25 protein-coding genes and 1 tRNA gene are annotated in these 26,383 nt (G+C 70.6%); 12 read left to right on the forward strand and 14 right to left on the reverse strand.

The window, feature by feature from the left end:
• The first annotated feature begins 49 nt into the window (after nucleotides 1-49).
• Genes ACZ6B8_RS15170 through ACZ6B8_RS15180 form a run of 3 tightly spaced genes read left to right on the forward strand, consistent with a single transcriptional unit; the run spans nucleotide 50 to nucleotide 2,710 of the window.
• Nucleotides 50-1,369: a replication initiator gene (locus tag ACZ6B8_RS15170; RefSeq protein ID WP_471607480.1), complete on the forward strand. Its 1,320-nt coding sequence runs from the start codon at nucleotides 50-52 to the stop codon at nucleotides 1,367-1,369.
• Complete coding sequence (locus ACZ6B8_RS15175; RefSeq protein WP_471607481.1) at nucleotides 1,362-1,544, forward strand: helix-turn-helix domain-containing protein; 183 nt, start codon at nucleotides 1,362-1,364, stop codon at nucleotides 1,542-1,544. Before ACZ6B8_RS15170 ends, ACZ6B8_RS15175 begins: the two co-directional genes overlap by 8 nt.
• Nucleotides 1,544-2,710 carry a site-specific integrase gene (locus tag ACZ6B8_RS15180; RefSeq protein WP_471607482.1) on the forward strand — a complete coding sequence of 389 codons (1,167 nt, stop codon included), beginning with the start codon at nucleotides 1,544-1,546 and terminating at the stop codon, nucleotides 2,708-2,710. Before ACZ6B8_RS15175 ends, ACZ6B8_RS15180 begins: the two co-directional genes overlap by 1 nt.
• A gap of 78 nt (nucleotides 2,711-2,788) precedes the next feature.
• Here the strand turns inward: ACZ6B8_RS15180 and ACZ6B8_RS15185 are convergent.
• The 3 genes from ACZ6B8_RS15185 to ACZ6B8_RS15195 form a co-directional block, all read right to left on the reverse strand.
• Nucleotides 2,789-2,862: transfer RNA gene (locus tag ACZ6B8_RS15185), tRNA-Pro, on the reverse strand.
• A 50-nt stretch (nucleotides 2,863-2,912) separates the two neighbouring features.
• Nucleotides 2,913-3,686 (reverse strand): Pr6Pr family membrane protein, encoded by a 774-nt coding sequence (locus tag ACZ6B8_RS15190; protein ID WP_471607483.1) that lies wholly within the window; start codon nucleotides 3,684-3,686, stop codon nucleotides 2,913-2,915.
• A gap of 123 nt (nucleotides 3,687-3,809) precedes the next feature.
• Complete coding sequence (locus ACZ6B8_RS15195) at nucleotides 3,810-4,736, reverse strand: metallophosphoesterase (RefSeq protein WP_471087280.1); 927 nt, start codon at nucleotides 4,734-4,736, stop codon at nucleotides 3,810-3,812.
• A 191-nt stretch (nucleotides 4,737-4,927) separates the two neighbouring features.
• Between ACZ6B8_RS15195 and ACZ6B8_RS15200 the strand changes: the two genes are divergently transcribed.
• Complete coding sequence (locus ACZ6B8_RS15200) at nucleotides 4,928-5,392, forward strand: GatB/YqeY domain-containing protein (protein WP_471087283.1); 465 nt, start codon at nucleotides 4,928-4,930, stop codon at nucleotides 5,390-5,392.
• A 100-nt stretch (nucleotides 5,393-5,492) separates the two neighbouring features.
• Here ACZ6B8_RS15200 and ACZ6B8_RS15205 read toward each other — a convergent pair whose 3' ends face one another.
• Nucleotides 5,493-7,796: a transglycosylase domain-containing protein gene (locus ACZ6B8_RS15205; RefSeq protein WP_471087286.1), complete on the reverse strand. Its 2,304-nt coding sequence runs from the start codon at nucleotides 7,794-7,796 to the stop codon at nucleotides 5,493-5,495.
• A gap of 460 nt (nucleotides 7,797-8,256) precedes the next feature.
• On the opposite strand from ACZ6B8_RS15205, the gene ACZ6B8_RS15210 reads away from it, so the two are divergent.
• A complete protein-coding gene (locus tag ACZ6B8_RS15210; RefSeq protein ID WP_016642765.1) occupies nucleotides 8,257-8,601 on the forward strand; it encodes a WhiB family transcriptional regulator in 345 nt (114 codons plus the stop codon).
• Nucleotides 8,602-8,679: 78 nt separating this feature from the next.
• On the opposite strand, the gene bagB is transcribed toward ACZ6B8_RS15210, so the two are convergent.
• Both bagB and bagA read right to left on the reverse strand, forming a co-directional pair.
• On the reverse strand, nucleotides 8,680-10,065 hold the full coding sequence (gene bagB, locus ACZ6B8_RS15215; RefSeq protein ID WP_471607484.1) for an ATPase BagB: 1,386 nt from the start codon (nucleotides 10,063-10,065) through the stop codon (nucleotides 8,680-8,682).
• Nucleotides 10,062-11,042: an ATPase BagA gene (gene bagA / locus ACZ6B8_RS15220; RefSeq protein WP_471087293.1), complete on the reverse strand. Its 981-nt coding sequence runs from the start codon at nucleotides 11,040-11,042 to the stop codon at nucleotides 10,062-10,064. Before bagA ends, bagB begins: the two co-directional genes overlap by 4 nt.
• 82 nt (nucleotides 11,043-11,124) lie before the next feature.
• Between bagA and ACZ6B8_RS15225 the strand changes: the two genes are divergently transcribed.
• The 4 genes from ACZ6B8_RS15225 (at nucleotide 11,125) to ACZ6B8_RS15240 (ending at nucleotide 13,971) form a co-directional block, all read left to right on the forward strand.
• Nucleotides 11,125-11,286: a DUF4177 domain-containing protein gene (locus tag ACZ6B8_RS15225; protein ID WP_003975360.1), complete on the forward strand. Its 162-nt coding sequence runs from the start codon at nucleotides 11,125-11,127 to the stop codon at nucleotides 11,284-11,286.
• Nucleotides 11,283-11,750 (forward strand): RidA family protein, encoded by a 468-nt coding sequence (locus ACZ6B8_RS15230; RefSeq protein WP_355810910.1) that lies wholly within the window; start codon nucleotides 11,283-11,285, stop codon nucleotides 11,748-11,750. The genes ACZ6B8_RS15225 and ACZ6B8_RS15230 overlap by 4 nt, the downstream gene beginning before the upstream one ends.
• A 98-nt stretch (nucleotides 11,751-11,848) precedes the next feature.
• A complete protein-coding gene (locus ACZ6B8_RS15235; protein WP_471607485.1) occupies nucleotides 11,849-12,736 on the forward strand; it encodes an NUDIX hydrolase in 888 nt (295 codons plus the stop codon).
• Between the two features lie 404 nt (nucleotides 12,737-13,140).
• A complete protein-coding gene (locus ACZ6B8_RS15240; RefSeq protein ID WP_471607486.1) occupies nucleotides 13,141-13,971 on the forward strand; it encodes an MBL fold metallo-hydrolase in 831 nt (276 codons plus the stop codon).
• 99 nt (nucleotides 13,972-14,070) lie between these two features.
• On the opposite strand, the gene ACZ6B8_RS15245 is transcribed toward ACZ6B8_RS15240, so the two are convergent.
• Nucleotides 14,071-14,745, reverse strand: a complete 675-nt coding sequence (locus ACZ6B8_RS15245; RefSeq protein ID WP_016642758.1) for a Crp/Fnr family transcriptional regulator — start codon at nucleotides 14,743-14,745, stop codon at nucleotides 14,071-14,073.
• Nucleotides 14,746-15,104: 359 nt separating this feature from the next.
• Here ACZ6B8_RS15245 and nth point away from each other — a divergent pair, with 359 nt between their 5' ends.
• Nucleotides 15,105-16,109 (forward strand): endonuclease III, encoded by a 1,005-nt coding sequence (gene nth / locus ACZ6B8_RS15250; protein ID WP_471607487.1) that lies wholly within the window; start codon nucleotides 15,105-15,107, stop codon nucleotides 16,107-16,109.
• Here nth and ACZ6B8_RS15255 read toward each other — a convergent pair.
• Nucleotides 16,054-16,317, reverse strand: coding sequence for a hypothetical protein (locus ACZ6B8_RS15255; protein ID WP_471607488.1), 264 nt, complete (start codon nucleotides 16,315-16,317; stop codon nucleotides 16,054-16,056). The genes nth and ACZ6B8_RS15255 overlap by 56 nt on opposite strands.
• Between ACZ6B8_RS15255 and ACZ6B8_RS15260 the strand changes: the two genes are divergently transcribed.
• Both ACZ6B8_RS15260 and ACZ6B8_RS15265 read left to right on the forward strand, forming a co-directional pair.
• Nucleotides 16,304-17,050, forward strand: a complete 747-nt coding sequence (locus ACZ6B8_RS15260) for an NUDIX hydrolase (protein WP_471607489.1) — start codon at nucleotides 16,304-16,306, stop codon at nucleotides 17,048-17,050. The genes ACZ6B8_RS15255 and ACZ6B8_RS15260 overlap by 14 nt on opposite strands.
• Before the next feature lie 48 nt (nucleotides 17,051-17,098).
• Nucleotides 17,099-18,304: a MarP family serine protease gene (locus tag ACZ6B8_RS15265; protein WP_471607490.1), complete on the forward strand. Its 1,206-nt coding sequence runs from the start codon at nucleotides 17,099-17,101 to the stop codon at nucleotides 18,302-18,304.
• A 33-nt stretch (nucleotides 18,305-18,337) separates the two neighbouring features.
• Here ACZ6B8_RS15265 and ACZ6B8_RS15270 read toward each other — a convergent pair whose 3' ends face one another.
• The 6 genes from ACZ6B8_RS15270 to ACZ6B8_RS15295 all read right to left on the reverse strand — a co-directional run bounded on the left by ACZ6B8_RS15270 (nucleotide 18,338) and on the right by ACZ6B8_RS15295 (nucleotide 26,213).
• The gene (locus tag ACZ6B8_RS15270; protein WP_471087309.1) at nucleotides 18,338-18,526 is read right to left on the reverse strand and encodes a hypothetical protein; all 189 of its coding nucleotides are present in this window, start codon (nucleotides 18,524-18,526) and stop codon (nucleotides 18,338-18,340) included.
• Between the two features lie 131 nt (nucleotides 18,527-18,657).
• On the reverse strand, nucleotides 18,658-19,599 hold the full coding sequence (locus ACZ6B8_RS15275) for an alpha/beta fold hydrolase (RefSeq protein WP_471087312.1): 942 nt from the start codon (nucleotides 19,597-19,599) through the stop codon (nucleotides 18,658-18,660).
• Nucleotides 19,596-20,093: a phage holin family protein gene (locus ACZ6B8_RS15280; protein ID WP_469250428.1), complete on the reverse strand. Its 498-nt coding sequence runs from the start codon at nucleotides 20,091-20,093 to the stop codon at nucleotides 19,596-19,598. Before ACZ6B8_RS15280 ends, ACZ6B8_RS15275 begins: the two co-directional genes overlap by 4 nt.
• 52 nt (nucleotides 20,094-20,145) lie before the next feature.
• Nucleotides 20,146-21,555: a Na+/H+ antiporter NhaA gene (nhaA, locus tag ACZ6B8_RS15285; protein ID WP_471607491.1), complete on the reverse strand. Its 1,410-nt coding sequence runs from the start codon at nucleotides 21,553-21,555 to the stop codon at nucleotides 20,146-20,148.
• Between the two features lie 237 nt (nucleotides 21,556-21,792).
• On the reverse strand, nucleotides 21,793-23,748 hold the full coding sequence (acs, locus tag ACZ6B8_RS15290) for an acetate--CoA ligase (RefSeq protein WP_471607492.1): 1,956 nt from the start codon (nucleotides 23,746-23,748) through the stop codon (nucleotides 21,793-21,795).
• Between the two features lie 137 nt (nucleotides 23,749-23,885).
• Nucleotides 23,886-26,213, reverse strand: coding sequence for a bifunctional SulP family inorganic anion transporter/carbonic anhydrase (locus ACZ6B8_RS15295; RefSeq protein ID WP_471607493.1), 2,328 nt, complete (start codon nucleotides 26,211-26,213; stop codon nucleotides 23,886-23,888).
• Nucleotides 26,214-26,383 lie beyond the last annotated feature (170 nt).

The raw sequence follows: 26,383 nt of genomic DNA on the forward strand, positions 1-26,383 counted from the left end.
CACCCCGCCCCCGCTCAGCGAACTCGGTCAACTGGCCGCAACCGGCACCATGCCCGCGCTCCTGCGCCAACTCTCCGGCCTCGGCGGCTGCACCCATCCGATCCGCCTCGACGGCCACCGAACCGAGCACACCGTCGACACCCGGACCGGCGAGATCGGCAACGTCCTCCATCACCTCGACTCGGCCACCCTCCCGGCCGGTCACCTCCTGGTCCGCTGCAACAACCGCCGCACGACCCGCTGCCCGGCCTGCGCCGAGGTCTACCGTCGCGACACCTTCCACCTCATCACCTCCGGCCTGCGCGGCGGAAAGGGCGTCCCCGAACGCGTCGCCGCCCACCCGCGCGTCTTCGCCACCTTCACCGCCCCCGGCTTCGGCCCGGTCCACAACCGCCCCACTGGCCCGGTCCGAACGGTCCGCCCTTGCCGCTGCGGAGTCCTCCACGACCAGGACGACCTCGCCCTCGGCACACCCCTCGACCCCGACACTTACGACTACGAGGCAGCAGTCCTCTGGAACGCGCACGCGGGCCTGCTCTGGCGCCGCTTCTCCATCTACCTCCGCCGCGAGGTCGCCAAGCGCGCCGGCCTCACCCAACGCGCCCTCCGCGACTACGCCCGCGTGTCCTTCGCCAAGGTCGCCGAGTACCAAAAGCGTGGCGCCGTCCACTTCCACGCCGTCATCCGCCTCGACGGCCCCGACGGTGGCTACACCCCACCGCCCGCCTGGGCAACCCCCGAGCTGCTGACCGACGCCATCTGCGCCGCTGCGACCGCCGCCCGTGTGGATGGCCCGGTCATCGACAACCGCGCGCACGCCTTCACCTTCGGCCGCCAACTCGACGTACGCACCATCCGGTCCGCCGACTTCGACGGCGGCCAGGAGCTCACTGAGCGGGCCGTCGCCGCGTACATCGCCAAGTACGCGACCAAGGGCGCCGAGACTGCCACGGGTGCGCTGGACCGCCCCCTCAAGTTCCTCGCCGAACTTGCCCAGCTCGACATCAGCGAGCACGCCCGCCGCATGATCCGTACCGCGTGGGCCCTGGGTGCACGCAAGGAACTGGAAGAACTCCGGCTCCGGGCCTGGGCTCACATGCTCGGCTTCCGCGGCCATTTCTCCACCAAGTCCCGCCGCTACTCGACCACCCTCGGCGCACTCCGCACCGCTCGCGCCGAGTGGCGCGCAGCACAAGCGACTGCGGCCACCGTCGGCCTTAGCACCTCCGAAAATCCGGAGGTGCCCGACACGACCCTCGTCCTCTCCCACTGGGTCTACGCCGGAACCGGCCTCACCGACACCGAAGCCTGGCTCGCCGAAACCCTCGAACCCGCCCCCGGAACAGAAGGAGAACCGACGCATGCGTGACGACGAGCTGTTGACGGTGGCCGATGTCATGGCTCGTCTGAAGGTCGGGCGCTCCAAGGTCTATGACTTGATTCGCACTCGTCGTCTGCCTTCTGTCGCCATCGGACGATGCCGACGTATCCCTGCCTCGGCCCTCGCCGACTTCATCACCGGGCAGATGGAGCGTGCTGCCTGATGTCTATGCGTCGCAGCCGTGGTGACGGCGGTCTGCACTGGGATGAGAAGCGACAACGTTGGATCGCCACCGCGAATCTCGGCTTCGATCCGAGCGGCAAGAGGATCGTCAAGCGAGGGAGTGGCAGGACCAAGACAGAGGCGAAGAGCAAGCTCAAGGAGGTGTTGCGCGATCATGAGGACGGGCTTGCCATCGCGCCCACCAACTACACCGTCGCGGACGCGGTGAACGACTGGCTCACGTACGGCCTGGCGGGGCGTGACGAGGGCACGATCGAGACCGTCACCGGGCTGAGCCGGACCCACGTGATCCCCAGCCTGGGGGCGCGGAAGCTTCGTGATCTCAGTGCGGAAGACGTTGACCGCTGGCTGGCGGTAAAGGCGCAGACGCTCAGCACGCGCACCTTGCAGGGCTTGCACTCCTGCCTCAACCGCTCGGTCAAGCGGGCCATGGCGCGGGACAAGGTGAAGCGCAACGTCGTCGAGCTGTGCGCGGTTCCGGCCGGCCGTCCGGGGCGCCCGTCCAAGGCGCTCACCTTGGTCCAGGCGGAGGCCGTGCTCAAGGCTGCCGAGGGGACCTCGATGTACGCGTACATCGTCGTCGCCCTACTGACCGGGGCCCGTACCGAGGAGCTGCGCGCGCTCACCTGGGATCACGTGTTCCTAAAGGGCAGGCCGGACGCCAATCCGCCGCAGCCTCCCCACATCGCCGTGTGGCGGTCCGTCCGACGTGGCGGGGACACCAAGACGCGGAAGTCCCGGCGCACGCTCGCCCTGCCCGCGCGCTGCGTGGAGGTCCTGTGGGCCCAGTTCGAGGATCAAGGATGGGAGCGCCTCGCTGCCGGTGACGACTGGGAGGAGAACGGGCTCGTCTTCTCCTCGGCTGTCGGCAAGCCACTGGATGCGACCAACGTCCGCCGCGCCTTCCGGGTGGCCCTCAAGGACGCTGAGGGGATCGACGCCGCCGAGTGGACGCCTCGGGAGCTCCGGCACAGCTTCGTCTCGCTGCTCTCCGACAGTGGCGTGCCCCTGGAAGAGATCTCCCGGCTCGTCGGGCACTCCGGGACGGCCGTGACCGAGGAGGTCTACCGGAAGCAGATCCGGCCCGTGATCCAGACCGGCGCGGTGGTCATGGATGGCATCTTCAAGCGGGATCTGAAGCCGTAGTCACGCAGATAGACACGCACACGAAAAAGGTGGCCAGCCTACTCTCATGAGTAGGCTGGCCACCTGGTGTTTCAGCTGTCGGGGTGGCGGGATTTGAACCCACGACCTCTTCGTCCCGAACGAAGCGCGCTGCCAAGCTGCGCTACACCCCGATGTCGTTGCTCCGCGATCTGCTGTGCAGGCCGTGGCGACATCGATTACTTTAGCGGACCGGCGCCCTGAGACGAAATCCGGTTTTCGTGGGCCCCGGATCCCGAGGGCGCGGGCGGATCCGGTCGAGGCCGACGATGACCAGGGCCAGGGCGTAGAAGGCCACGCCGAAGATGACGGAGTTGACCAGGACCCCCGCGTAACCGTGGAGGTCGACGTCCAGGAACGGGTACGGGTAGCGGGCCGTCGGGCCGGGGGACATCAGGGCGCCGCGGGTCAGGGCGAAGGCCAGGTAGGCGAGGGGGTAGAGCAGCCACAGGCCCGCGTGGCGCAGGCGCAGCCCGCCGGGGGCCGTCAGCAGCAGCCAGTCGAGGGCCACCGCGATCGGTGTCACCGTGTGCAGGAGCTGGTTCGCGGCGGAGTGCCAGCCGGTCAGCGTCGCCGCGTCCGTCATCGAGAAGCCGCTCGTCTCGCCGGCGAGGATCAGGTGGTAGACGAGACCCGTGATCGCGATGAAGAGCAGCGTGCCGCCGGACACCCAGGGCGGCAGCGGTCGGCGCCCCCGCCACGCGCGCCACCCGGAGAGGCCGAGCACCGCGGCCACCACCATGTTGCTCTGGACCGTGAAGTAGCTGAGAACGCGCGGCGGGTCGCCGGCGACGGCCAGGTCGATCACGATCCCGGTCATCGCGGCCAGCGCGATCAGCACCCGGAAGGCGGCCACGCGGGGCCGGCGCACCCGTGGCACCACCGCCTCCGCGGGGGCACCCGGTCGGGCCGGATGGGGCGGGCGCACGGAACGTACGGGGCGTATCGGGGCAACCATCCCTCCACGGTAAACATGAACCCGCAGAGATGGAGAGGCACAGGGGGTACCGGAGGGGTGCGGGAGGGGTGCGTCGTCCTACGTTGCCCCCCCCGGGGACCCTTACCCCGCTTACCCCTGCCCTCAGCCCCGCGCCGTCAGCGTCAGCAGCGTCGCCTCCGGAGGGCACGCGAACCGCATCGGCGTGTAGCGGTTCGCGCCGCAGCCGGCCGACACGTGGAGGTACGACGTCCGGCCCTCCGCCTCGTGCGTGGAGAGGCCCTTCACGCGGGCCGTGTCCAGGTCGCAGTTGGTGACCAGGGCGCCGTAGAAGGGGATGCAGAGCTGGCCGCCGTGGGTGTGCCCGGCGAGGATCAGCGGGTAGTCGTCCGCGGTGAACGCGTCCAGGGAGCGCAGGTACGGCGCGTGCACGATGCCCATCGAGAAGTCCGCCCCGGACACCGGACCGCCCGCCACGCGCGCGTACCGGTCGCGCTTGATGTGCGGGTCGTCCACACCCGTGAGCCCGATCTCACAGCCGTCGATCTTCAGCGAGCCCCGCGTGTTCGTGAGGTTCACCCAGCCCGCCGCGTCGAATCCGTCGCGCAGGCCCTCCCACGGGTTGTGGATGACGCCGACCGCGGGCGGGTTCCCGTTCAGACCGTGCTTGCCCTGGACCTTCTCCAGGAGGTAGCGGGCGGGGTTGCGCGGCTTCGGGCCGTAGTAGTCGTTCGAACCGAAGACGTACGCCCCGGGGAACTCCATCAGCGGGCCCAGCGCGTCCAGCGTCTCCGGAACGCCCTCCGGGTCGGACAGGTTGTCGCCCGTGTTGACCACGAAGTCGGGGCGCAGCCCCGCCAGCGACTGCAGCCACCGCTGCTTTCTGCGCTGCCCGGACACCATGTGGATGTCGGAGACCTGAAGGACCCGCAAGGGACGCATCCCCGCCGGCAGCACGGGCACCGTGACCCGCCGCAACCGGAACAGACGGGGCTCGACGCCCACGGAGTAGGCGAGGCCGGCCGCGGCCGTCGCCGAGATGCCCAGGGGTACTGCGTATCGCGCGCGCATATCCCCATCGTGTCAGACCTGGGGACGTCCCGGCCCACGCGGCCCATGGGGGCGGCGGCACCCAACCCCTCTCGTACTCGCGGCCCCGACACCCGTACCCGCCGGGCCCCAACACCCGTACCCGCCACGGGACTCCGTGCCCCCGGGAAATGCGCGGGCAGGAAGCCCGCCGCACCTGCCACAATCAACCCATGACCACGCTCAAGTCGAAGCTGCAGGAAGACCTCACCGCCGCGATCCGGGGGCGCGACGAGCTGCGCTCCTCGACGCTCCGGCTGACCCTCACCGCCGTCACGAAGGAGGAGGTCGCGGGCACCGAGGCCCGGGAACTCTCCGACGACGACGTGCAGAAGGTGATCGCCCGCGAGGCGAAGAAGCGTCGGGAGGCGGCCGAGGCCTTCGGCCAGGCCGGGCGCACCGAGCAGGCCGAGCGCGAGAAGGCGGAGGGCGAGATCCTCGCCGAGTACCTCCCCAAGCAGCTCTCCGACGACGAGCTGCGGGACATCGTCGCCCAGGCCGTCGCGGAGGCCAAGGCCGCCGGCGCCGAGGGGCCGCGCGCCATGGGCCAGGTCATGAAGATCGTGAACCCGAAGGTCGCGGGCCTGGCCGAGGGTGGCCGCGTCGCCGCCACGGTCAAGAAGCTCCTCGCGGGCTGAGGCCTCGGCCGGCCGGCCGACGTGAGTGAGGGCGCCCCCTGCAGCAGGGGGCGCCCTCACTCACGTGCGGGAGAAGCCGCCGGAGCGGCCCAGGGACGGGCTATCGGGGCCAGCCCCCGATTCCGCCCCAGTCGCCGTTCCCGCCGTTCCCGCCGTTTCCGTTCCCACCGTTCCCGTTGCCGCCGATGACCCCGGGCGGGAACTCCGGCCAGCCACCGCCTCCGTTGCCGCCTCCGTCGCCACCGCCATTACCGCCGCCGTTACCGCCACCGCCAGGGGTACCGCCCCCGCCGCCCGGCTTGTCGTCGTGGCCGCCGTCGCCGTGGTCCTCGTCCCGGTCCTTGTCGCCGCCGGGCAGGTGCACGTTGGCGAAGCCCGGCGCCGGTTTGCCCGCGAGGGCGCCGCTCATCGCGTCGCGCCAGATCGGACCCGGCACCTCGCCACCGAAGACCTTGTCGTACGGGACGCCGCCGATGGTGATGCCGGTCATCCGGCGCTTGTGCAGCGGGTCGCCGACCCAGACCGCGCCCGCCATGTTCGGCGTGTAGCCGACGAACCAGGCCGCGTAGCGGTAGTCGGTCGTACCCGTCTTGCCCGCGCTCGGGCGGGAACCGAGACCGGCCTGCTTGCCCGTGCCGTCCTCGACCACGCCCTTCAGGAGGGCGTTGATGGTGTCGGCGGTCTTCTGCGACATGGCGCGCGAGCACGTCGACTTCGGCACCGGCAGCGACTTGCCGCCGAGCGTGGTGATCGCCTCGATGGCGATCGGCGTGCAGTACGTGCCGCGCGAGGCGAACGTCGCGTACGCGCCCGCCATCGTCAGCGGCGACATCTCCTGGGTGCCGAGCGCGATCGACGGCGCCTGCACCATCTCCTTGCCGTCGGCCCGCTCCACGCCCATCTTCTGGGCCATCTTCGTCACCGGGCAGATGCCGATGTCCCCGATGAGCTGCACGTAATAGGTGTTGACCGACTTCGCGGTCGCCTCCCGCATGCCGTACGGGCCGACCTCGGACTCGTTCTCGTTGGTCAGCTTCGCGCCGCCGGTGTTGACCCACCCCTTGCCGTCACAGGTGGAGACCCGCTGCGGGTAGGGCATCTCGTACGGCGCCGAGTAGCTCTGCCCCGGCGACTTGCCGCCCTCCAGGGCCGCCGCCGCGACGATCGGCTTGAACGTCGAACCGGGCTGGTAGCCCGCGCCGCCGCCCATGTTGTCGTCGACCGAGAGGTTCATGACCGTCTCGTCCTTCTTGAAGCCGTACGGACGCGACTGCCCCATACCCCGGATCTTGCCCGTGCCCGGCTCGACGATGGTGGCGGCGGTCGCCACGTCGTCGGTCTTGTAGACGTGATTCTTTATCGACGCCTGCACGGATTCCTGCGCCTGCGGATCCAGCGTGGTGCGGACCTTCAGGCCGCCGCGGTTCCAGACCTTGGCCCGCTCCTCCTTCGTCTTGCCGAAGACCGGGTCGCGCAGGAAGACCTCGCGCACGTAGTCGCAGAAGAAGCCGGCGCCCTTGACCGAGGTGATGCAGCCGTTCTCGGGCCGGCTCACCTTCAGGGTGATCTCGGTCTTCTTGGCGGCGTCCGCCTCCCCCTGCGAGATGTCGTGCGTCTCGGCCATCCGCTGCAGCACGACGTTGCGCCGCTTGGTGGCTTCCGCCGAGTCGTTGACCGGGTCGTACCGGCTGGGCGACTGCACGATGCCGGCGAGGAGCGCGGCCTCCTCCAGCCTCAGGTCCTTGGCGGGCTTGGAGAAGTACCGCTGGGCCGCGGCCTCGATGCCGTACGCCTGCTGCCCGAAGTAGGTGATGTTCAGGTAGTTCTTGAGGATGCGCTTCTTGCCCAGCTTCTCCTCGACCTGGATCGCGTACTTCAGCTCGCGGATCTTGCGGCCGAGCGTCTGCTGGGTGGCCTCGGCGACCTTCGTCGGGTCGTCGCCCGCCTCCTCGACGAAGACGTTCTTCACGTACTGCTGCGTGAGCGTGGACGCGCCCTGCGAGACGCCGCCGCTCTGCGCGTTCTGGTTGAGCGCGCGCAGGATGCCCTTGAGGTCGACTGCGCCGTGCTCGTAGAAGCGGGAGTCCTCGATCGCGACGATCGCCTTCTGCATGTACGGCGAGATGTCCTTGAGCGGGACGACCGTGCGGTCACGCGAGTAGACCGTGGCGATCTGACCGCCCTTGTTGTCGAGGATCGACGTGCGCTGACTGAGCGGCGGCTGCTTCAGATTGGCGGGGATCTCGTCGAACCCTTCGACCGAGCCCTTGGCCGCGAGGCCCAGCGCTCCGGCCGCCGGCAGGGCGATCCCGGCCAGCACCGCCCCCGCCAGGACACTGACTCCGAGGAACTTCGCGGCCTGCTGAGTTGGTGACAGACCACCGCCCGAGCGCTTCTTTCCCATGAGGGCAGCCTAATCCGTACTTGAGTGCGTTCCGAGGGAGCGAGTGATCCTCGGGATGTTCGCCGCTGTCACCACAGACGCACCGCGGACGTTCCGATTCGCCGGACAGGCCTCAATGCCTTGGCCTAAGCTGCTCTCAACTGTCACTGCCGTGCGGTTCGGCACCAGGTCCTCCCCCCTCCCGGATCGAGCGGATCGCTGTCCGAATTCGCCTCTTGTGACGCTCGACGTCCGTTGTGACTCAACTGAACTGTCCCGGAATGCCGGTTTCCGCACGGATGTCGTCAGCTCACTCCGTCGGGTGATCTGCCGCTTACGCATAGTCCGTTCGGGCCATTCAAGATTGGGCCCGAAGGGGGTGTTGCGCTGTGCCCACCTTCCGTAACGTCCTCAACTGGCGGCGGTGAATATGCCGCTGCCGCCGTGGGGGAGCCTCGATTCGGGAGAGGACGGCGCCGGTATGGGCTGGGTAACCGACTGGAGTGCGCAGGCGGCCTGCCGCACTACCGATCCGGATGAACTGTTCGTTCAAGGAGCAGCGCAGAACAGGGCCAAGGCGGTGTGCACCGGATGTCCGGTGCGGACCGAGTGCCTGGCCGACGCGCTGGACAATCGCGTCGAGTTCGGCGTGTGGGGAGGCATGACGGAGCGAGAGCGTCGCGCACTGTTGCGCAGGCGTCCCACCGTCACCTCATGGCGCAGGCTCCTGGAGACGGCGCGCTCCGAGTACGAGCGCGGCACGGGCCTGTTGCCCGTCGACCTGGAGGACGAGGAGACGTACGAGAGCTACGCGGCCGTGGGGTAGGACGACGGGACGCCGGGGCGATGCCTCCCGCTCTGGGGAGGTGAACGCACCCGGCGACGGGGGAGTTCCCGCGTCCGGTCAGCCCGCGAGCCGGTCCCCTACGGCGCGGAGACCCGCGAGGTCATGGACATCACCGGGCAGCGCGGCCACTTCGGCCACCGCCACCTCGGGGTGGCGCGCGGTGAAGCGGTCTCGCGTGCGCTGCTCGCGGACGAGCAGCTGCATCCGCTCGGCGTGCAGCCGCAGCAGACCCGCGGTCATCTGTTCGACACACGCGTCGGTCACCGGCTCGGTCGTCGGCTCGCTCGCGGGTCCGGTCACCGGCTCGGTGCCGGACGTCGATTCGGGGCCCTCGGATGCGGCGGGGGCCTCGGTGGAAGAAGTGGGGTCCTCGGGAGTCGCGGGGGCTTCGGACGGCGCGGGGTTCTCTGAAGTCGCGTGATTCTCGGGGGAGTTACGAACTCCTTCCTTCCCGCCCTCCTGATCCACAATGCGGCGTTCCTCAAGATTTTCCGCGGCGGCGAGGGCCCGCTCGGCCGACAGCTGGGCGGCACCGCTGCCGTGCACGCGGTTCAGCACGAGACCAGCGAGCGGCATGTCGTCCGCCGCGAGCCGCTCCACGAAGTACGCGGCCTCCCGCAGCGCGTCCCGCTCCGGCGAGGCCACCACCAGGAACGCCGTCCCGGGCGCCTGCAACAGCCGGTACGTGGCGTCGGCCCGCGTGCGGAACCCGCCGAACATGCTGTCCATCGCCGTCACGAACATCTGTACGTCACGCAGCAACTGCCCGCCGAGCAGCTTGCCCAGGGCGCCCGTCATCATCGACATGCCGACGTTCAGGAACTTCATCCCGGCCCGTCCGCCCACCTTCGCCGGCGCCATCAGGACCCGGATCAGCTTGCCGTCCAGGAAGGACCCGAGGCGCTTGGGGGCGTCCAGGAAGTCCAGCGCGGAGCGCGAGGGCGGGGTGTCGACGACGATCAGGTCCCACTCGTCGCGGGAGCGCAGCTGCCCCAGCTTCTCCATCGCCATGTACTCCTGCGTGCCCGCGAAGCCCGCCGAAAGCGACTGGTAGAAGGGGTTGTCGAGGATCGCCCGGGCGCGCTCCTTGTCGGTGTGCGCCTCGACGATCTCGTCGAACGTGCGCTTCATGTCGAGCATCATGGCGTGCAGCTCGCCGGAGCCCTCGATGTCCTTGACCCGCCGCGGCACGTTGTCGAGCGAGTCGATGCCCATGGACTGCGCGAGCCTGCGCGCCGGGTCGATGGTCAGCACGACCGTCTTGCGGCCCCGCTCCGCCGCGCGCAGCCCGATGGCGGCCGCCGTGGTCGTCTTGCCGACGCCGCCGGAGCCGCAGCACACCACGATCCGGGTCTCCGGGTCGTCGATCAGGGCGTCCACGTCCAGCACCCGGCCGTGCTCCAGGGTCCGCGCCGATTCCTTGGTCGTGCGGTCCCCGGTCATGAGATCCCTTGCTTCCGCAGTTCCGTGGCGAGCTCGTAGAGGCCCGCGAGGTCCATCCCGCCGGTGACGAGCGGGAGTTCGTGCAGGGGCCGGCCGAACCCGGTCAGCACGGCGCGCTGGTCGCGCTCCAGGGCGAACCGCTCGGCGTACTCGGCGGCCTGCTCCAGGAGCGGCCCGACCAGCCGGTCGGCGGCCCCACCGCGCCGCGCGCCGCCGAGCCCGGCGGCGGACAGCGACTTGGCGACGGCCGTACGGGGCGCCTGCTCCAGGCCCAGCTTCAGCTCGGCCTCGTCCAGCACGGCGGGCCGCACCATGTTCACGATGAGCCGCCCCACGGGCAGCTGCGCGGCGCGCAGCTCGGCGATCCCGTCGGCGGTCTCCTGGACGGGCATCTCCTCCAGGAGGGTGACCAGATGCACCGCGGTCTCGGGCGACTTGAGCACCCGCATCACCGCCTGGGCCTGATTGTGTATCGGCCCGATCTTGGCGAGCCCGGCGACCTCGTCGTTGACGTTCAGGAAGCGCGTGATGCGACCGGTCGGCGGCGCGTCCATGACCACGCAGTCGTACGCGTACCGCCCGCTCTTGTCCTTGCGGCGCACGGCCTCGCAGGCCTTGCCGGTCAGGAGCACGTCCCGGAGTCCGGGCGCGACGGTGGTGGCGAAGTCGATGGCCCCGAGCTTCTTCAGGGCGCGGCCCGCGCCCCCCAGTTTGTAGAACATCTGGAGGTAGTCGAGCAGCGCCAGCTCGGGGTCGATGGCGAGGGCGTACACCTCCCCGCCCCCGGGAGCGACGGCGATCTTCCGCTCCTCATAGGGCAGCGCTTCTGTCTCGAAGAGCTGCGCGATGCCCTGCCTGCCCTCGACCTCCACGAGGAGGGTGCGTTTGCCCTCCGTCGCGAGGGCGAGCGCGAGGGCCGCGGCCACCGTGGTCTTGCCGGTACCGCCCTTGCCGCTGACGACCTGGAGCCTGCTCACCCTTCCGAGCCTAACCAGTCCCCGCCCGGACCATGCAGGAGCCCACCCTGAGCAGCTCGTCACACCGACTACAGTCGGCCACATGACCAAGTGGGAATACGCAACCGTGCCTCTGCTCGTCCACGCCACGAAGCAGATTCTTGACACCTGGGGCGAGGACGGCTGGGAGCTGGTCCAGGTCGTGCCGGGTCCGAACAACCCCGAGCAGCTCGTGGCCTACCTGAAGCGGGAGAAGCAGGCGTGAGCGCCGTCGAGGAGAAGCTCGCGTCGCTCGGGCTCACGCTGCCGGAGGTCGTGCCGCCGCTGGCCGCCTACCAGCCGGCCGTCCAGTCCGGCGTGTACGTCTACACCGCGGGCCAGCTCCCGATGGTGGACGGCAAACTCGCCGTGACCGGCAAGGTCGGCGGTGAGGTCACCCCGGAGGAGGCCAAGGACCTGGCCCGCACCTGCGCGCTGAACGCGCTGGCCGCGGTCAAGTCGGTCGCCGGTGACCTGGACCGCATCGCGCGCGTCGTGAAGGTCGTCGGCTTCGTGGCCTCCGCCCCGGACTTCACCGGCCAGCCCGGCGTCATCAACGGCACCAGTGAGCTGCTCGGCGAGGTCCTCGGCGACAAGGGCGTGCACGCGCGGAGCGCCGTCGGCGTCGCCGTGCTCCCCCTGGACGCCCCGGTCGAGGTCGAGATCCAGGTGGAACTGACGGAGGCGTAGACGCATGTCGGCCCGACAGGGGTGGCGCAAACCGGCCCCCCTGTAGGCGCCGATCATTGCCTCTCGAACATCCGCGCACCAAGGGATAGCCTCCGCCCATGGCAAATGGGCAGTGGTACCCCCCGGAGTGGCCGGACCGCATCCGCGCCCTCGCGAGCGGCGAGCTGACTCCGGCGACCCCGTGCCGCGCCGCGACCGTCATGCTCCTCAGGGAGGGCGGTGGCGAGCCGGAAGTGCACATGCTGCGCCGACGCGCCTCCATGGCTTTCGCCGGGGGCGCGTACGCGTATCCGGGCGGCGGCGTCGACCCGCGCGACGACGACCACCTGGTGCGCTGGGCGGGCCCCACGCGCGCGTCCTGGGCGGCCCGCCTGGGCGTCGGCGACGAGGCCGAGGCCCAGGCGATCGTCTGCGCGGCGGTCCGCGAGACGTACGAGGAGGCGGGCGTGCTGCTCGCGGGCCCGAGCCCGGAGACGGTCGTCGGCGACACCACGGGCGACGGCTGGGAGGCGGACCGCGAGGCCCTGGTGGCCCGCGACCTCTCCTTCGCCGAGTTCCTGGACCGCAGGAACCTGCATCTGCGCAGCGACCTGCTGGCCGCGTGGGCGCGCTGGATCACCCCGGAGTTCGAGCCCAGGCGGTACGACACGTTCTTCTTCGTGGCCGCGCTGCCCGAGGGCCAGCGCACCCGCAACGCCTCGACGGAGGCCGACCGCACGGTCTGGATCACCCCGTCCGAGGCGGCGGCCCGCTACGACGCGGGCGAACTCCTGATGATGCCGCCCACGATCGCGACCCTGCGCGCCCTGAGGTCCCACCGGACGCCCGGTGACACCTTGGCCGCGGCCCCGGCCCAGGACATGACCCCGGTCCTGGCGAGGGCTCACCTGGAGGGCACGACCTTGACCCTCACCTGGCCTGGCCACGAGGAGTTCACGAAGCACATTCCCGAGGCACCCTCGATGACCCGAAACGACCGGCCCTGAGCGGATCGAGCAACCGGCCCGCAGCCGCGTACGAGACGGGAGGGGACGTGGGGGTATGTGCGCACGGAGCACCGAGCCCGCTCTAGCAAAATTGTCCGCGAGGCAGTGGCGCAGGGATGGCGAGTACGCACATACCCCCGCGGCCCCGCACCCACGGACGAGCCCCAGGCGCAGACGCACGCCCCCGCGCCCCGCAGGCACCGGCCGGGCCGGCACCCACCGGACCCCACCAGAGGCCCGCAGAGGCCCCACAGCACCCCAGGACGGCGCCCAGGCACCCGGCACCACCCCCCCCACCCGTAAGCCGCGCCCCGCACGCCGTACCCCGTAAGCCCGCACCCCGTAAGCCCGCACCCCGTAAGCCCGCACCCCGTACCCCCGCCCCAGACAGGAGCACCCCCCGCATGACAGACGCCGCCGCCCTCCCCGGCCAGCCGCGCGGCGGAGTCCTCAGCGGCCCCGCCACCACACGCGCGGTCAACGTCCTCGCCCCCAACGCGTCCGCGATGACGCTGGACGGCACGAACACCTGGATCGTCTCCGAGCCGGACTCACCGCTCGCCGTGGTCATCGACCCGGGCCCGCTGGACGACGCCCACCTGAGCCACGTCGTCGAGACGGCGGAGAAGGCCGGCAAGCGCGTCGCCCTGACCCTCCTCACCCACGGCCACCCCGACCACGCGGAGGGCGCGGCCCGCTTCGCGGAGCTGACCCGTACTCATGTACGCGCCCTGGATCCCGCCCTGCGCCTGGGCGACGAGGGCCTCGCGGCCGGTGACGTCATCACCACCGGCGGCCTGGAGATGCGCGTGGTCCCCACCCCCGGCCACACCGCCGACTCGCTCTGCTTCCACCTCCCGGCCGACCGCGCGGTCCTGACGGGCGACACGATCCTCGGGCGCGGCACGACGGTCGTGGCGCACCCCGACGGCCGTCTCGGCGACTACCTGGACTCCCTGCGCCGGCTGCGCTCCCTGACGGTCGACGACGGCGTCCACACGGTGCTGCCGGGCCACGGCCCGGTCCTGGAGGACGCGCAGGGGGCGGTCGAGTTCTACCTGGCGCACCGGGCCAACCGCCTGGCCCAGGTGGAGACGGCGGTGGAGGACGGCCACGTCGAGGCGGCGGACGTGGTCGCCCACGTGTACGCGGACGTGGACCGCTCCCTGTGGCCGGCCGCGGAGCTCTCGGTCCGCGCGCAGCTGGACTATCTGCGGGAACACGGACTGATCTGAGAGCCGGCGCCCCACAGGAGCCCCCAAAAGAGGCGCCCACAAAAGCCCGATGGGTCCCGCCTCACAAGAGGCGGAACCCATCGACGTACAGACACAGCGTCAGCGCGACCGCTTGGCCAGCCGCTCCACGTCCAGCAGGATCACCGCGCGGGCCTCGAGCCGCAGCCACCCGCGCCCGGCGAAGTCCGCCAGCGCCTTGTTGACCGTCTCGCGGGAGGCGCCGACCAGCTGGGCGAGCTCTTCCTGCGTGAGGTCGTGCACGACGTGGATGCCCTCCTCGGACTGCACGCCGAAGCGGCGCGACAGGTCCAGGAGCGCACGGGCGACACGGCCCGGCACATCGGAGAAGACCAGGTCGGACATCTGGTCGTTGGTCTTGCGCAGGCGCCGGGCGACGGCGCGCAGCAGCGCGGCGGCCACCTCGGGCCGGGCGTTCAGCCACGGCTGGAGGTCGCCGTGACCGAGGCCGAGCAGCTTGACCTCGGTGAGGGCGGACGCCGTGGCGGTCCGCGGGCCCGGGTCGAAGAGCGACAGCTCACCGATGAGCTCGCCGGGACCGAGCACGGCGAGCATGTTCTCGCGGCCGTCGGGCGAGGTGCGGTGGAGCTTCACCTTGCCTTCGGTGACCACGTACAGCCGGTCTCCGGGGTCACCCTCATGGAAGAGCGCATCCCCCCGCGCGAGCGTCACCTCACTCATGGAGGCGCGGAGCTCCGCGGCCTGCTCGTCATCGAGCGCCGCGAAGAGCGGGGCGCGCCGCAGAACGTCGTCCACGAGTTCTCTCCTTGTCGACCTGCTCAGGGGATCTTGTTTCCCCCGCATATCAGGGGTCCGTGTTCCCCATTTTGCCGGACGGTCCAAACAGTGTGATCAGTCACAAGTCTGCCGCACCGGCGTCGCAAGCTGTGCGGGAGGGGGCCAATTGGGGGCCGATCCATGGGGTCAGGGACGGATGTCAGTGACGGGCTCTAGGCTGGCCGGGTGTCCAAAAAGCCGGTGAGAGCGCAGGCCGAGGGGGCTGAGCAGGTGGCCGCGCCCCGTGATTCCGCTGTGGGCGAACAAGCGTCCGTCTCCCCCGATAAAGCGACAAATTGGACAGTTCCCCTGGTGTCCCCGGTGAAGAGGTCGGCCCTGTGAACGCGAAGAAGACGACGCCGGCGGCGCCCGCCAAGAAGACGGCGGCGGCCAAGAAGACGGCGGCGAAGAAGAAGACGGCCGAAACGGGCGTGGCCCCGGCGGGGAAGGCCGCTGCCGAGAAGGCGCCCGCCAAGAAGACCGCCATCAAGACCGCCACCAAGAAGGCGCCAGCCAAGAAGACGACCGCGAAGACGGCATCCACCGAGAAGGCCCCCGCGAAAACGGCCCCCGCCAAGACCGAGTCCCACACGGCGCTCGTCCGCCGGGCCCGCCGCATCAACCGCGAGCTCGCCGAGGTGTATTCGTACGCCCACCCCGAGCTGGACTTCGAGAACCCGTTCGAGCTCCTGGTCGCCACGGTGCTCTCCGCGCAGACCACCGACCTCCGGGTGAACCAGACGACCCCGCGCCTCTTCGCCACGTACCCGACCCCGGAGGACCTGGCCGCCGCCGTCCCCGAGGAGGTCGAGGAGCTGATCCGGCCGACCGGCTTCTTCCGGGCGAAGACCAAGTCGATCATGGGTCTGGCCAAGGTGTTGCGCGACGACTTCGGAGGCGAGGTCCCGGGGCGCCTGGAGGACCTGGTGAAGCTGCCCGGCGTGGGCCGCAAGACGGCCTTCGTGGTCCTGGGCAACGCTTTCGGAGTGCCTGGTTTGACCGTGGACACCCATTTCGGGCGTCTTGTCCGCCGCTGGAAGTGGACCGACGAGACCGACCCGGACAAGGTCGAGGCGGCGGTCGGCGCGCTCTTCCCGAAGAGCGAGTGGACGATGCTCTCGCACCGCGTGATCTTCCACGGCCGCCGCATCTGCCACTCCCGCAAGCCCGCCTGCGGAGCCTGCCCGATCGCCCCGCTCTGTCCGTCGTACGGGGAGGGGGAGACCGACCCGGAGAAGGCCAAGAAGCTGCTGAAGTACGAGATGGGCGGCTTCCCCGGCCAGCGCCTCAAGCCGCCGGCCGACTACCCGGGCAAGCCCGCGCCCCCGCTCGCCGCGGGGTGACGACGACGGCAGCCGGAACGAACGCGAGGGGAAAGAGCGTTGTCCAGAGACGGACGGGGGTGCCGATGACGCACGCGAGCGACACGACGAACACGGCGGACACCACGAACACCACGAACGCCAGGAACACGGCGAAGACGACGAGCGCGACAAGCGCGGCGAACACGACGAACGCAGCGAACACGACGAACGCGATGAACGCAGCCAACGCGACGGACAAGACGAACACGACCAACCCGGCGAGTGCGGACAACGGGAGCGTCAGCCAGGACTCCCACCCCCTCCTCTCCACCACCGGCCTCCCCTCCTGGCTCGACCCGGTCGTCCACGCCGCGCGGACCGTCGAGCCGCTCCAGCTGAGCCGCTTCCTGCCCCCGGAGAGCGGCGCCGGACGCCAGTCCGCCGTCCTCATCCTCTTCGGAGAGGGCGAGAAGGGCCCCGAGCTGCTCCTGATGGAGCGCGCGGGCTCGCTCCGCTCGCACGCCGGCCAGTCCTCCTTCCCCGGCGGCGCCCTCGACCCCGAGGACGGCGACCCGCGGGGCGAGGGGCCCTTGCGCGCCGCCCTGCGCGAGGCGGAGGAGGAGACGGGCCTCGACCCCCGCGGCGTCCAGCTCTTCGCCGAACTGCCGCGCCTCTTCATCCCGGTGAGCGACTTCGTCGTGACGCCCGTGCTCGGCTGGTGGCGCACCCCGACCCCGGTCGGTGTCGTCGACCCGAACGAGACGGCCCGCGTCTTCACGGTTCCCGTGGCCGATCTCACGGACCCCGCGAACCGCGCGACGGCCGTCCACCCCAGCGGCCACCACGGCCCGGCTTTCCTCGTCGAATCCGCTCTGGTCTGGGGTTTTACGGCCGGAGTGATCGACAGGATCCTGCACTTCGCGGGCTGGGAGCGCCCCTGGGACCGCAGGAGGCAGGTCCCGCTCGACTGGCGCGCATGACAAGGTTGCGGGGAACGGCGACCGCGATGCGAGGCGAGGATTGAATCGGTGAACGTGCTGGACATCCTGCTGCTGCTCGCCGCCGTGTGGTTCGCGGTCGTCGGCTACCGCCAGGGCTTCGTGGTCGGCATCCTGTCGGTGATCGGCTTCCTGGGCGGCGGTCTCGTCGCCGTCTATCTGCTGCCGGTCGTCTGGGACGCGCTCACGGACGACGACGAGGCCGCGGTGGGTACGACCGCGTCGGTGGTGGCCGTCGTCATCGTGATCGTCTGTGCCTCGATCGGTCAGGCCTTCACCACCCACCTCGGCAACAAGCTGCGCCGGTACATCACCTGGCAGCCCGCCCGCGCCCTGGACGCGACGGGCGGCGCCCTGGTGAACGTGGTGGCGATGCTCCTCGTCGCCTGGCTGCTCGGCTCCCTCCTCGCGGGCGCGACGCTGCCGACGCTCGGCAAGGAGCTGCGCAGCTCCAAGGTGCTGCTCGGCGTCGACCGTGCCCTGCCGGGCCAGGCCGACACCTGGTTCACCGACTTCCGCTCGGTCCTCGCGCGCAACGGCTTCCCGCAGGTCTTCAGCCCGTTCTCGAACGAGCCCATCAAGGAAGTGCAGCCCCCGGACCCCCAGCTCGCCAAGAGCCAGGTGGCCACCAAGGCCAAGCGCTCCATCGTGAAGGTCCGCGGTGAGGCCCGCAGTTGCGGCAAGGTGCTCGAGGGCACCGGCTTCGTCTTCGCGAACCGCCGCGTGATGACGAACGCGCACGTGGTCGGCGGCGTGGACGACCCGACGATCCAGATAGGCGACAACCACCAGACGTACGACGCGAAGGTCGTGCTCTACGACTGGGAGCGCGACATCGCCGTACTGGACGTGCCCACGCTGAAGGCGCCGGCCCTGCAGTTCACGTCGAAGGCCGCGCCCAGTGGTGCCGGCGCCATCGTCGCGGGCTTCCCCGAGGACGGGCCGTACGACGTCCGCCCCGCGCGCGTGCGCGGTCGCATCACGGCCAACGGCCCGGACATCTACCACCGGGGCACCGTGCACCGCGACGTGTACTCGCTCTACGCGACGGTCCGTCAGGGCAACTCCGGCGGCCCGCTGCTCACGCCCGACGGCAAGGTCTACGGCGTGGTCTTCGCGAAGTCGCTCGACGACCCGGACACCGGCTATGCGCTGACGGCGGACGAGGTGCGCGAGGACATCAGGCGCGGCCGCACCGCCGACCAGGAGGTCGACAGCCAGGGCTGCGCGCTCTAGAGCGGGAGTGGTGGGGGTGCCCGGCGGGCGGAGTCAGTCGCGCGTATGGCGGAGCCGCGCGGAGACCCAGCGGGCCCTGCGGCGGAGAATGCGCGGAATACCCATCGCCTGAGGGGGGCCGTAACGGCCTTGCTCCTGTGGCCCGCCCCTCTCGTGGCTGTTCAGCGCTGTGGCCGAGCGGCGATTGCGTGCTACGTCACTGTAGTCGTGCGTCCAGCCCATACCCCGACGTGTGCCCGGGCCTCATGGTCGGTAACCGCGCCCAGGGGCCCCAATTGGCCTATGCGGGAGGCAATTGGCGTTCGTAGGACATGTGTTCCCCGAGGGTGCGCGCCCCCGGGTGCCCCGGAACGTCACCGATCCGGTTCCGGGTCCTTCAGCCAGTTCACCAGCTCGGTCGAGAACGCCGCCGGATCCTCCTCGTGCGGGAAGTGCCCGAGCCCGTCGAACAGCCGCCAGCGGTAGGGGGCTTCGACGTACTCGCCGGAGCCCGCCGCGCTCCTGGTCCGCATCACCGGGTCGAGGGAGCCGTGCAGATGCAGCGTCGGCACGCGCACCGGCCGCTTCATGCGGCGGTTGAACTGGATGCCGTCCGGGCGCGCCATCGACCGCACCATCCAGCGGTACGGCTCGACCGAGCAGTGCGCGGTGGAGGGGATGCACATCGCCCGCCGGTACGTCTCCACCGCCTCGTCGTCCGGCAGCCCGGGCCCGGACCAGTCCCGCACCAGACGGCCCACCAGGGCGCCCTCGTCCGCGACCAGTTGACGCTCCGGCACCCACGGCCGCTGGAAGCCCCACACATACGAGGCCGCGGCCGTCTGCCTGCGGTCCGACAGCATCGCCGAGCGCCAGCGCCGCGGATGCGGCATCGAGGAGACGGCGAGGCGGCGCACCAGCTTGGGCCGCATCACGGCCGCCGTCCACGCCAGATAACCGCCCAGGTCGTGCCCGACGAGCGCGGCGTCCGGCTCGCCGAGGGAGCGCACGACGCCCGTGATGTCGAGCGCCAGGTTCGCCGGGTCGTAGCCGCGGGGGGTGCGGTCGCTGCCGCCCACGCCCCGCAGGTCCATCGCGACGGCCCGGAAGCCCGCGTCGGCGAGCGCCACCATCTGGTGCCGCCACGACCACCAGAACTGCGGGAAGCCGTGCAGGAGCAGGACCAGCGGCCCGTCACCCATCTCGGCGATGTGGAAGCGCGCCCCGTTGGCGGCCACGTCCCGGTGGGTCCAGGGCCCCTCGATGCGTACGACAGAGGCGGAGGGCTGGGCCGATGGAGTGGCGGGGTCCGTCATGAGGACGAGCGTGCCACAGTCGCCCCCGTCTCACCGACCCGGACCTCGACGACACTCGCGGGGCTGGCCGAGCGGGGGTGCGGTTTGACGTTCCCCAGTACGGCCGCCGTCTCCTTGGCCGAAGCGGCGACCTTCTGCGGACCCTTGCCCTGCTTGGCCTTCTTCGCGAAGACGACGCCGATCAGCGCGAGCAGCCCGGCCACCACCAGGTTGGCGGCGAAGGACAGCAGGAAGCAGATCGCGAGGTTCCAGTGGCTCCAGGTGCGGATGCCGTAGGCGAGCGCGAAGCTCAGCATCGGCAACGAGAAGATGAGGACCGTGCCGGCCGCGGCGAACGCGCCGCCGCCGACCGCGCCGCGCTTGACGTCCTGCCGCAGCTGGGCCTTGGCCAGCGCGATCTCGTCGTGCACCAGCGCGGACATCTCGCCGGTCGCCGAGGCGACCAGTTGGCCGAGGCTGCGCTCGGCGCCGACGGGGCCGTCGGGTGAGCTCATCGCGTTCTCCCCTTTATCTCTTCTGATCTCTTCTGAGATATGTCTGCTCAGATCATGCCGGACCGTTGCTGTCCTTGCGTTCCCCACCCGCGACTTCGGCAAGCCTGCGATGCTCCGCGGCCTTCTTCTCATGGATGGCGGCCATCCGCAGGTGGTAGTCCGGCTTGTCCATCTCGTAGATGTCAGGGATGCCGTCGAGGTCCTCGTCGCGCTCCTCGTCCTCGCACAGCTTGCGGTACTTGGCGTTGCGCACCTTCAGCAGGATCCCGGAGAGCACCGCCGCGATCAGCGAGCCCAACAGGACGGCCGCCTTGATCTCGTCGGTGAGCAGCGGGTCCTCGGTGAAGGCGAGTTCGCCGATGAGCAGCGACACGGTGAAGCCGATGCCGGCCAGCGAGGCGACCGCGAACACGTCCGGCCAGGCCAGGTCGTCGTTCAGCTCGGCCTTGGTGAAGCGGGCCGCAAGCCAGGTGCCGCCGAAGATGCCGACCGCCTTGCCGACCACGAGACCGAGCACCACACCGAGCGTCTCCGGCTGGGTGAAGACATCGCCGAGTGCGCCGCCCGAGACGACCACACCCGCGCTGAACAGGGCGAACAGCGGCACGGCGAGGCCCGCGGAGACGGGACGTACGAGATGCTCGATGTGCTCGCCGGGGGAGTGCTCCTCGCTCTCGGCGCCCTCGCCCTCCTTGTGGCAGCGCAGCATCAGGCCCATGGCGACGCCCGCGATGGTGGCGTGGATGCCGCTGTTGTACATCAGGCCCCAGATGACGAGCGCCAGCGGCACGTAGACGTACCAGCCGCGCACCCGCTTCCTGAGCAGCAGCCAGAAGACGACGAGGCCGAGGACGGCGCCGCCGAGCGCCGCGAAGTTCAGGTCGCTGGTGAAGAAGATCGCGATGATCAGGATCGCGAAGAGGTCGTCGACGACGGCGAGGGTCAGCAGGAAGGCGCGCAGCGCGGACGGCAGCGAGGTGCCGATGACCGCGAGGACGGCGAGGGCGAAGGCGATGTCGGTGGCGGTCGGCACGGCCCAGCCGTCCGTCGAGCCGCCGCCGACGGTGTTGGTCAGGAAGTACACCAGCGCGGGCACGGCCATGCCGCAGAGCGCGGCGATGACGGGCAGCGCGGCGGCCTTCGGGTCGCGCAGATCGCCCGCGACCAGCTCGCGCTTGAGTTCGATGCCGGCCACGAAGAAGAAGACGGCGAGGAGCCCGTCGGCCGCCCAGTGCTGGAGGGAGAGGTTCAGCCCGAGCGAGCCGGGCCCGAGGTGGAAGCCGCGGACCGCGTCGTACGAGCCGCCTGCCGTGTTGGCCCAGATCAGTGCGGCGACGGCGGCGACGAGCAGCAGCACACCGCCGACGGTCTCGGCGCGCAGCGCGTTCGCGATGAAGGTGCGCTCAGGGAGCGAGAGGCGGCCGAGGACCTTGCGGTTGCTGCTGGGGGCGGGCGCGGTCACGAGGGTCGACCTCCGGTCGGGTAGGCAGGGCTGAGCTCATGCCGACCAGACTTCCCGGCGCACCTAGTTCTTCTCGTCGCGTCAGCTTGTCGCGTCGATGACGCGTTGTTGACGCGATCCTTAGCTTACCTAACGTACGCCCGGACGTATCCGGCGATCTTCACCTTAAGCACAAAGGGGCCGCCCGGCGCGCTGCCGGACGGCCCCTCGGGCGTACCCGAATGCCCTGCTGCCTGCTCAGTCCTCGCTCGGCGCGGCCGGGAGCCGCGTCTGGATCAGGTCCATGACGGAGGAGTCGGTGAGGGTGGTGACGTCACCGAGCTCGCGGTTCTCCGCGACGTCGCGCAGGAGGCGGCGCATGATCTTGCCGGAGCGGGTCTTCGGCAGCTCGGCCACCGGCAGGACCCGCTTGGGCTTGGCGATCGGGCCGAGGGCGGTGCCGACGTGGTTGCGCAGCTCCGCGACGAGCCCCTCGTCGTCGGCGTTCGCCGTGCCGCGCAGGATCACGAAGGCGACGATGGCCTGGCCGGTCGTCTCGTCGGCTGCGCCCACGACCGCCGCCTCGGCGACCGCCGGGTGCGAGACGAGCGCCGACTCGACCTCGGTGGTGGAGATGTTGTGCCCGGAGACGAGCATCACGTCGTCGACCCGGCCCAGCAGCCAGATGTCGCCGTCGTCGTCCTTCTTGGCGCCGTCGCCGGCGAAGTACCTGCCTTCGAAGCGGGACCAGTACGTGTCGATGAACCGCTGGTCGTCGCCCCAGATGGTGCGCAGCATCGAGGGCCACGGCTCGGTCAGGACGAGATAGCCGCCGCCACCGTCCGGCACCTCGTTCGCCTCGTCGTCGACGACCGTGGCGGAGATGCCCGGCAGGGCGCGCTGGGCGGAGCCCGGCTTGGTCTCGGTCACGCCCGGCAGCGGCGAGATCATCATCGCGCCGGTCTCGGTCTGCCACCAGGTGTCCACGATCGGACAGGCGTCGCCGCCGATGTTCTTACGGTACCACATCCACGCCTCGGGGTTGATCGGCTCACCCACCGAGCCGAGCACCCGCAGGCTGCTGAGGTCGAACTTCGCGGGGATGTCGTCGCCCCACTTCATGAACGTCCGGATCGCGGTGGGCGCCGTGTAGAGGATCGTGACGCCGTACTTCTGCACGATCTCCCAGAAGCGGCCCTGGTGCGGGGTGTCGGGCGTGCCCTCGTACATGACCTGCGTCGCGCCGTTGGCCAGCGGCCCGTACGTGATGTACGAGTGGCCGGTAACCCAGCCGATGTCGGCCGTGCACCAGTAGACGTCGGTCTCGGGCTTGAGGTCGAAGACGGCGTGGTGGGTGTAGGCCGCCTGGGTGAGGTAGCCGCCGGAGGTGTGCAGGATGCCCTTCGGCTTACCCGTGGTGCCCGAGGTGTAGAGGATGAAGAGCGGGTGCTCCGCGTCGAAGGCCTCGGGGGTGTGCTCCGCGGACTGCTGGGCGACGGCCTCGTGCCACCACACGTCGCGGCCCTCGGTCCAGGCCACGTCCTGCCCCGTGCGCCGCACGACGAGGACCTTCTCCACGGATACGCGGGTGAGGGCCTCGTCGACGGCGGGCTTGAGCGCGGAGGGCTTGCCCCGGCGGTAGCCGCCGTCGGAGGTGATGACGACCTTGGCGTCCGCGTCCTCGATGCGCTTGGCGATGGCGTCCGCGGAGAAACCGCCGAAGACGACCGAGTGGGCGGCGCCGACGCGGGCGCAGGCCAGCATCGCGACGACCGCCTCGGGGATCATCGGCAGGTAGACCGCGACCCGATCGCCCTTGGCCACGCCCAGCTCGGTCAGGGCGTTGGCCGCCCGGCTGACCTCGTCCTTGAGCTCGGCGTAGGTGATGGCCCGGCTGTCGCCGGGCTCACCCTCGAAGTGGATCGCGACGCGGTCGCCGTGGCCGGCCTCCACGTGGCGGTCGACGCAGTTGTAGGCGACGTTGAGCTTTCCGTCGGCGAACCACTTGGCGAACGGAGGGTTCGACCAGTCGAGCGTCTCGGTCGGCTCCGTGGCCCAGGTCAGCCGGCGGGCCTGCTCGGCCCAGAAGCCGAGCCGGTCAGCCTTGGCCTGCTCGTACGCCTCCGCCGTGACGTTGGCGGCGGCTGCCAGCTCCGTCGGCGGCGCGAAGCGACGCTCCTCCTTCAAGAGGTTGGCCAGGCTTTCATTGCTCACGACATCTCCCTTGCGCTGCTTTGCCGGGGGCGCCCGTTGTGTCCGAAGCCACAGCTCATCAGACACAACCCGCGGTGACAAGGGCCTGCCGAAAATTGGTTTAGACCTTTACCTGGCCAGCCTCCCGAGGGCGGGACCTAGACCTTGATCGGAGCTGTCGGCGCCACCTGATCGAAGACCTCGTCGGGGAGCTGCTCGGCGCCGCCGCCCTCCGTCAGCAGATAGGCCTGCGCCTCTCCGACGTGGAAGTACATACCGTGCAGCTCAAGATCATTTTCGGCAAGTCGGCGCGCCACCGACTCGTGCGCCTTCAAGTGCTCCAGCTGCTGGACCACGTTGGTGAGGCAGAGTTGCTCGACGGCGTCGGCGGGCGCGCGGCCGGCGAGGCGCGCCCACGCCCTGTCCTGCGCGCCCATCCGCTCCAGGCTCGGCAGGCCGTGCCGCAGCCACCGCTTCAGCGGCGTCTGGGCGCCGCCGGGCGGGGTGTTGAGCAGCGCCTGCATGGCACCGCACCCGGAGTGCCCGCACACGGTGATGGACCGCACCTTGAGCACATCGACCGCGTACTCGATGGCGGCGCCCACCGAGTCGTCCCCGCTCTCGGCCCCCGGCAGCGGCACGAGATTGCCCACGTTGCGTACGACGAAGAGGTCACCGGGGCCGCTCGAGGTGATCATCGAGGTGACGACCCTGGAATCCGCGCAGGTCAGGAAGAGCTGCGCGGGCTGCTGCCCCTCGCGCGCGAGCCGGGCGAGCTCACCGCGCACGTGCGGCGCCGTGTTCCGCTGGAACGCGCTGATTCCGCTGGCCAGTTGATGGCTGCTGGGCCGGCCCACCTGCTGCTCCTCCTGCGGCCGGTCGCAGTGGTGGTTGCGCCACGGCGTCCAGGGGCGGCAGCAGGAGTGCGCGGAGCTCGCGGGCTCGGCGATACGGGTCCCGGAGCGGCCGGTGATCTCGACGCTTCCACCGTGCGCGATGTGGGCGTCCTGCCAGCACTGCAGTGATTCGTACGCGGCGTGGTCCATGAACGAGCCGTCCAACTCCACGATGACGTCGGCGTCATGCGGGATGAGGTGCAGCGTCCGGCTGAGCCGCGGCACCGCGAGGAACGTCAGTTGCCCGCGCACGCGGACGTGGTGGACCCCGTCCACCACGCAGTGGGTGATCCGGGTCCGGGTGAGCCGGTGCAGCGACACGGCCACGGCCACGGCGACGCCGAGGGCCACACCCTCGAGGACCCCGAAGAGGACCACGCCGAGGGTGGTGACGGCGTAGACGAGGATCTCGCGGTGGCGGGTGACGGTCCTGATGTGGTGGAGATTGACCATCTGGATACCGACGGCCATGACGAGAGAGGCGAGCGCCGCGAGGGGGATCAGCTCCAGGACGGGCACCAGGAGCAGCGCGGCCACTACTACCCAAACGCCGTGCAGCATCGTGGAGTTCCGGCTGACGGCGCCCGCGCGCACATTGGCCATGCTGCGGACGGCGACGCCGGCGACGGGGAGTCCGCCGAGCGTGCCGGACACGATGTTGGCCGTGCCCTGGCCGAGCAGCTCGCGGTCGAGGTCGGAGCGGCGCACGCGCGCGTGCAGGTCGTGCTGTCCGGCGACGACCTTGTCGACGGCGACGGCGCCGAGCAGTGACTGCACGCTGCACACCAGGGTGGTGGTGAGCACGGCGGCGATGAGCCCGAGCACGGGTCCGTCCGGGAGCCCGGCCAGCGCGTGACTGCGCCAGGACGGCAGGTCGACCTTGTCGACGCCGAGGCCGGCCGCGGAGGCGACGGCGGTCGCGGCGGCCACGGAGACGAGGGCCGCGGGCAGCACCCGGACCACGCGCCCGACCCGCCCGGGGATCCGCGGCCACAGCAGCAGGATCGCCAGGGTCAGCACGCTGATCGTCAGGGCGGCGGGATGCAGGTCGGCCAACTGGGCGGGCAGCGCCCGGACGTTGGCCAGCACGGAGCTCTGCGGGGTGCCGCCGAGCACGATGTGGAGCTGGGCGACGGCGATGGTGACGCCGATGCCGGCCAGCATGCCGTGGACGACGGCGGGGCTGACGGCGAGCGCGGTACGGGCCACGCGCAGGCAGCCGAGGCCGAGTTGGGCGAGGCCGGCGCAGACGGTGATGGCGCAGGTGGTGCGCCAGCCGTACTGCTGGATGAGGTCGGCGGTGACGACGGTCAAGCCGGCGGCGGGGCCGCTCACCTGGAGGGGCGAGCCGCCGAGCAGGCCGACCAGGATGCCGCCGACGGCCGCGGCGACGAGGCCCGCCTGGAGCGGGGCTCCGGTGGCGAGGGCGATGCCGAGCGACAGCGGCAGGGCGATCAGGAAGACGGCGACCGACGCGGAGAGGTCGGCGCCCGCGATGCGGAACCGCTTTCCGGGCGGCGGGGCGTGGGGCTTGTTGGCGCGGGGCGTGTGAGCCGAGTCGGTGGTGCGAGGGGGGACGCAAGCAGACATGTTTCCCGTCTCCTCCGGGGCAGCGCGGTCGCGGAACGAGGGGTCCTCCGGAGGTCTCCGGAGGGCGGGTCGCGGCCGTGGGTCACGGCGTGCAGCGGCGGGATTGCTCAACTCTCGGTAAACGAATCGTAATGCAGAGTAAAGGACCTCAAAGGCCTTTCCGTGCAAAT

Source organism: Streptomyces sp. NPDC041122 (assembly GCF_055592445.1).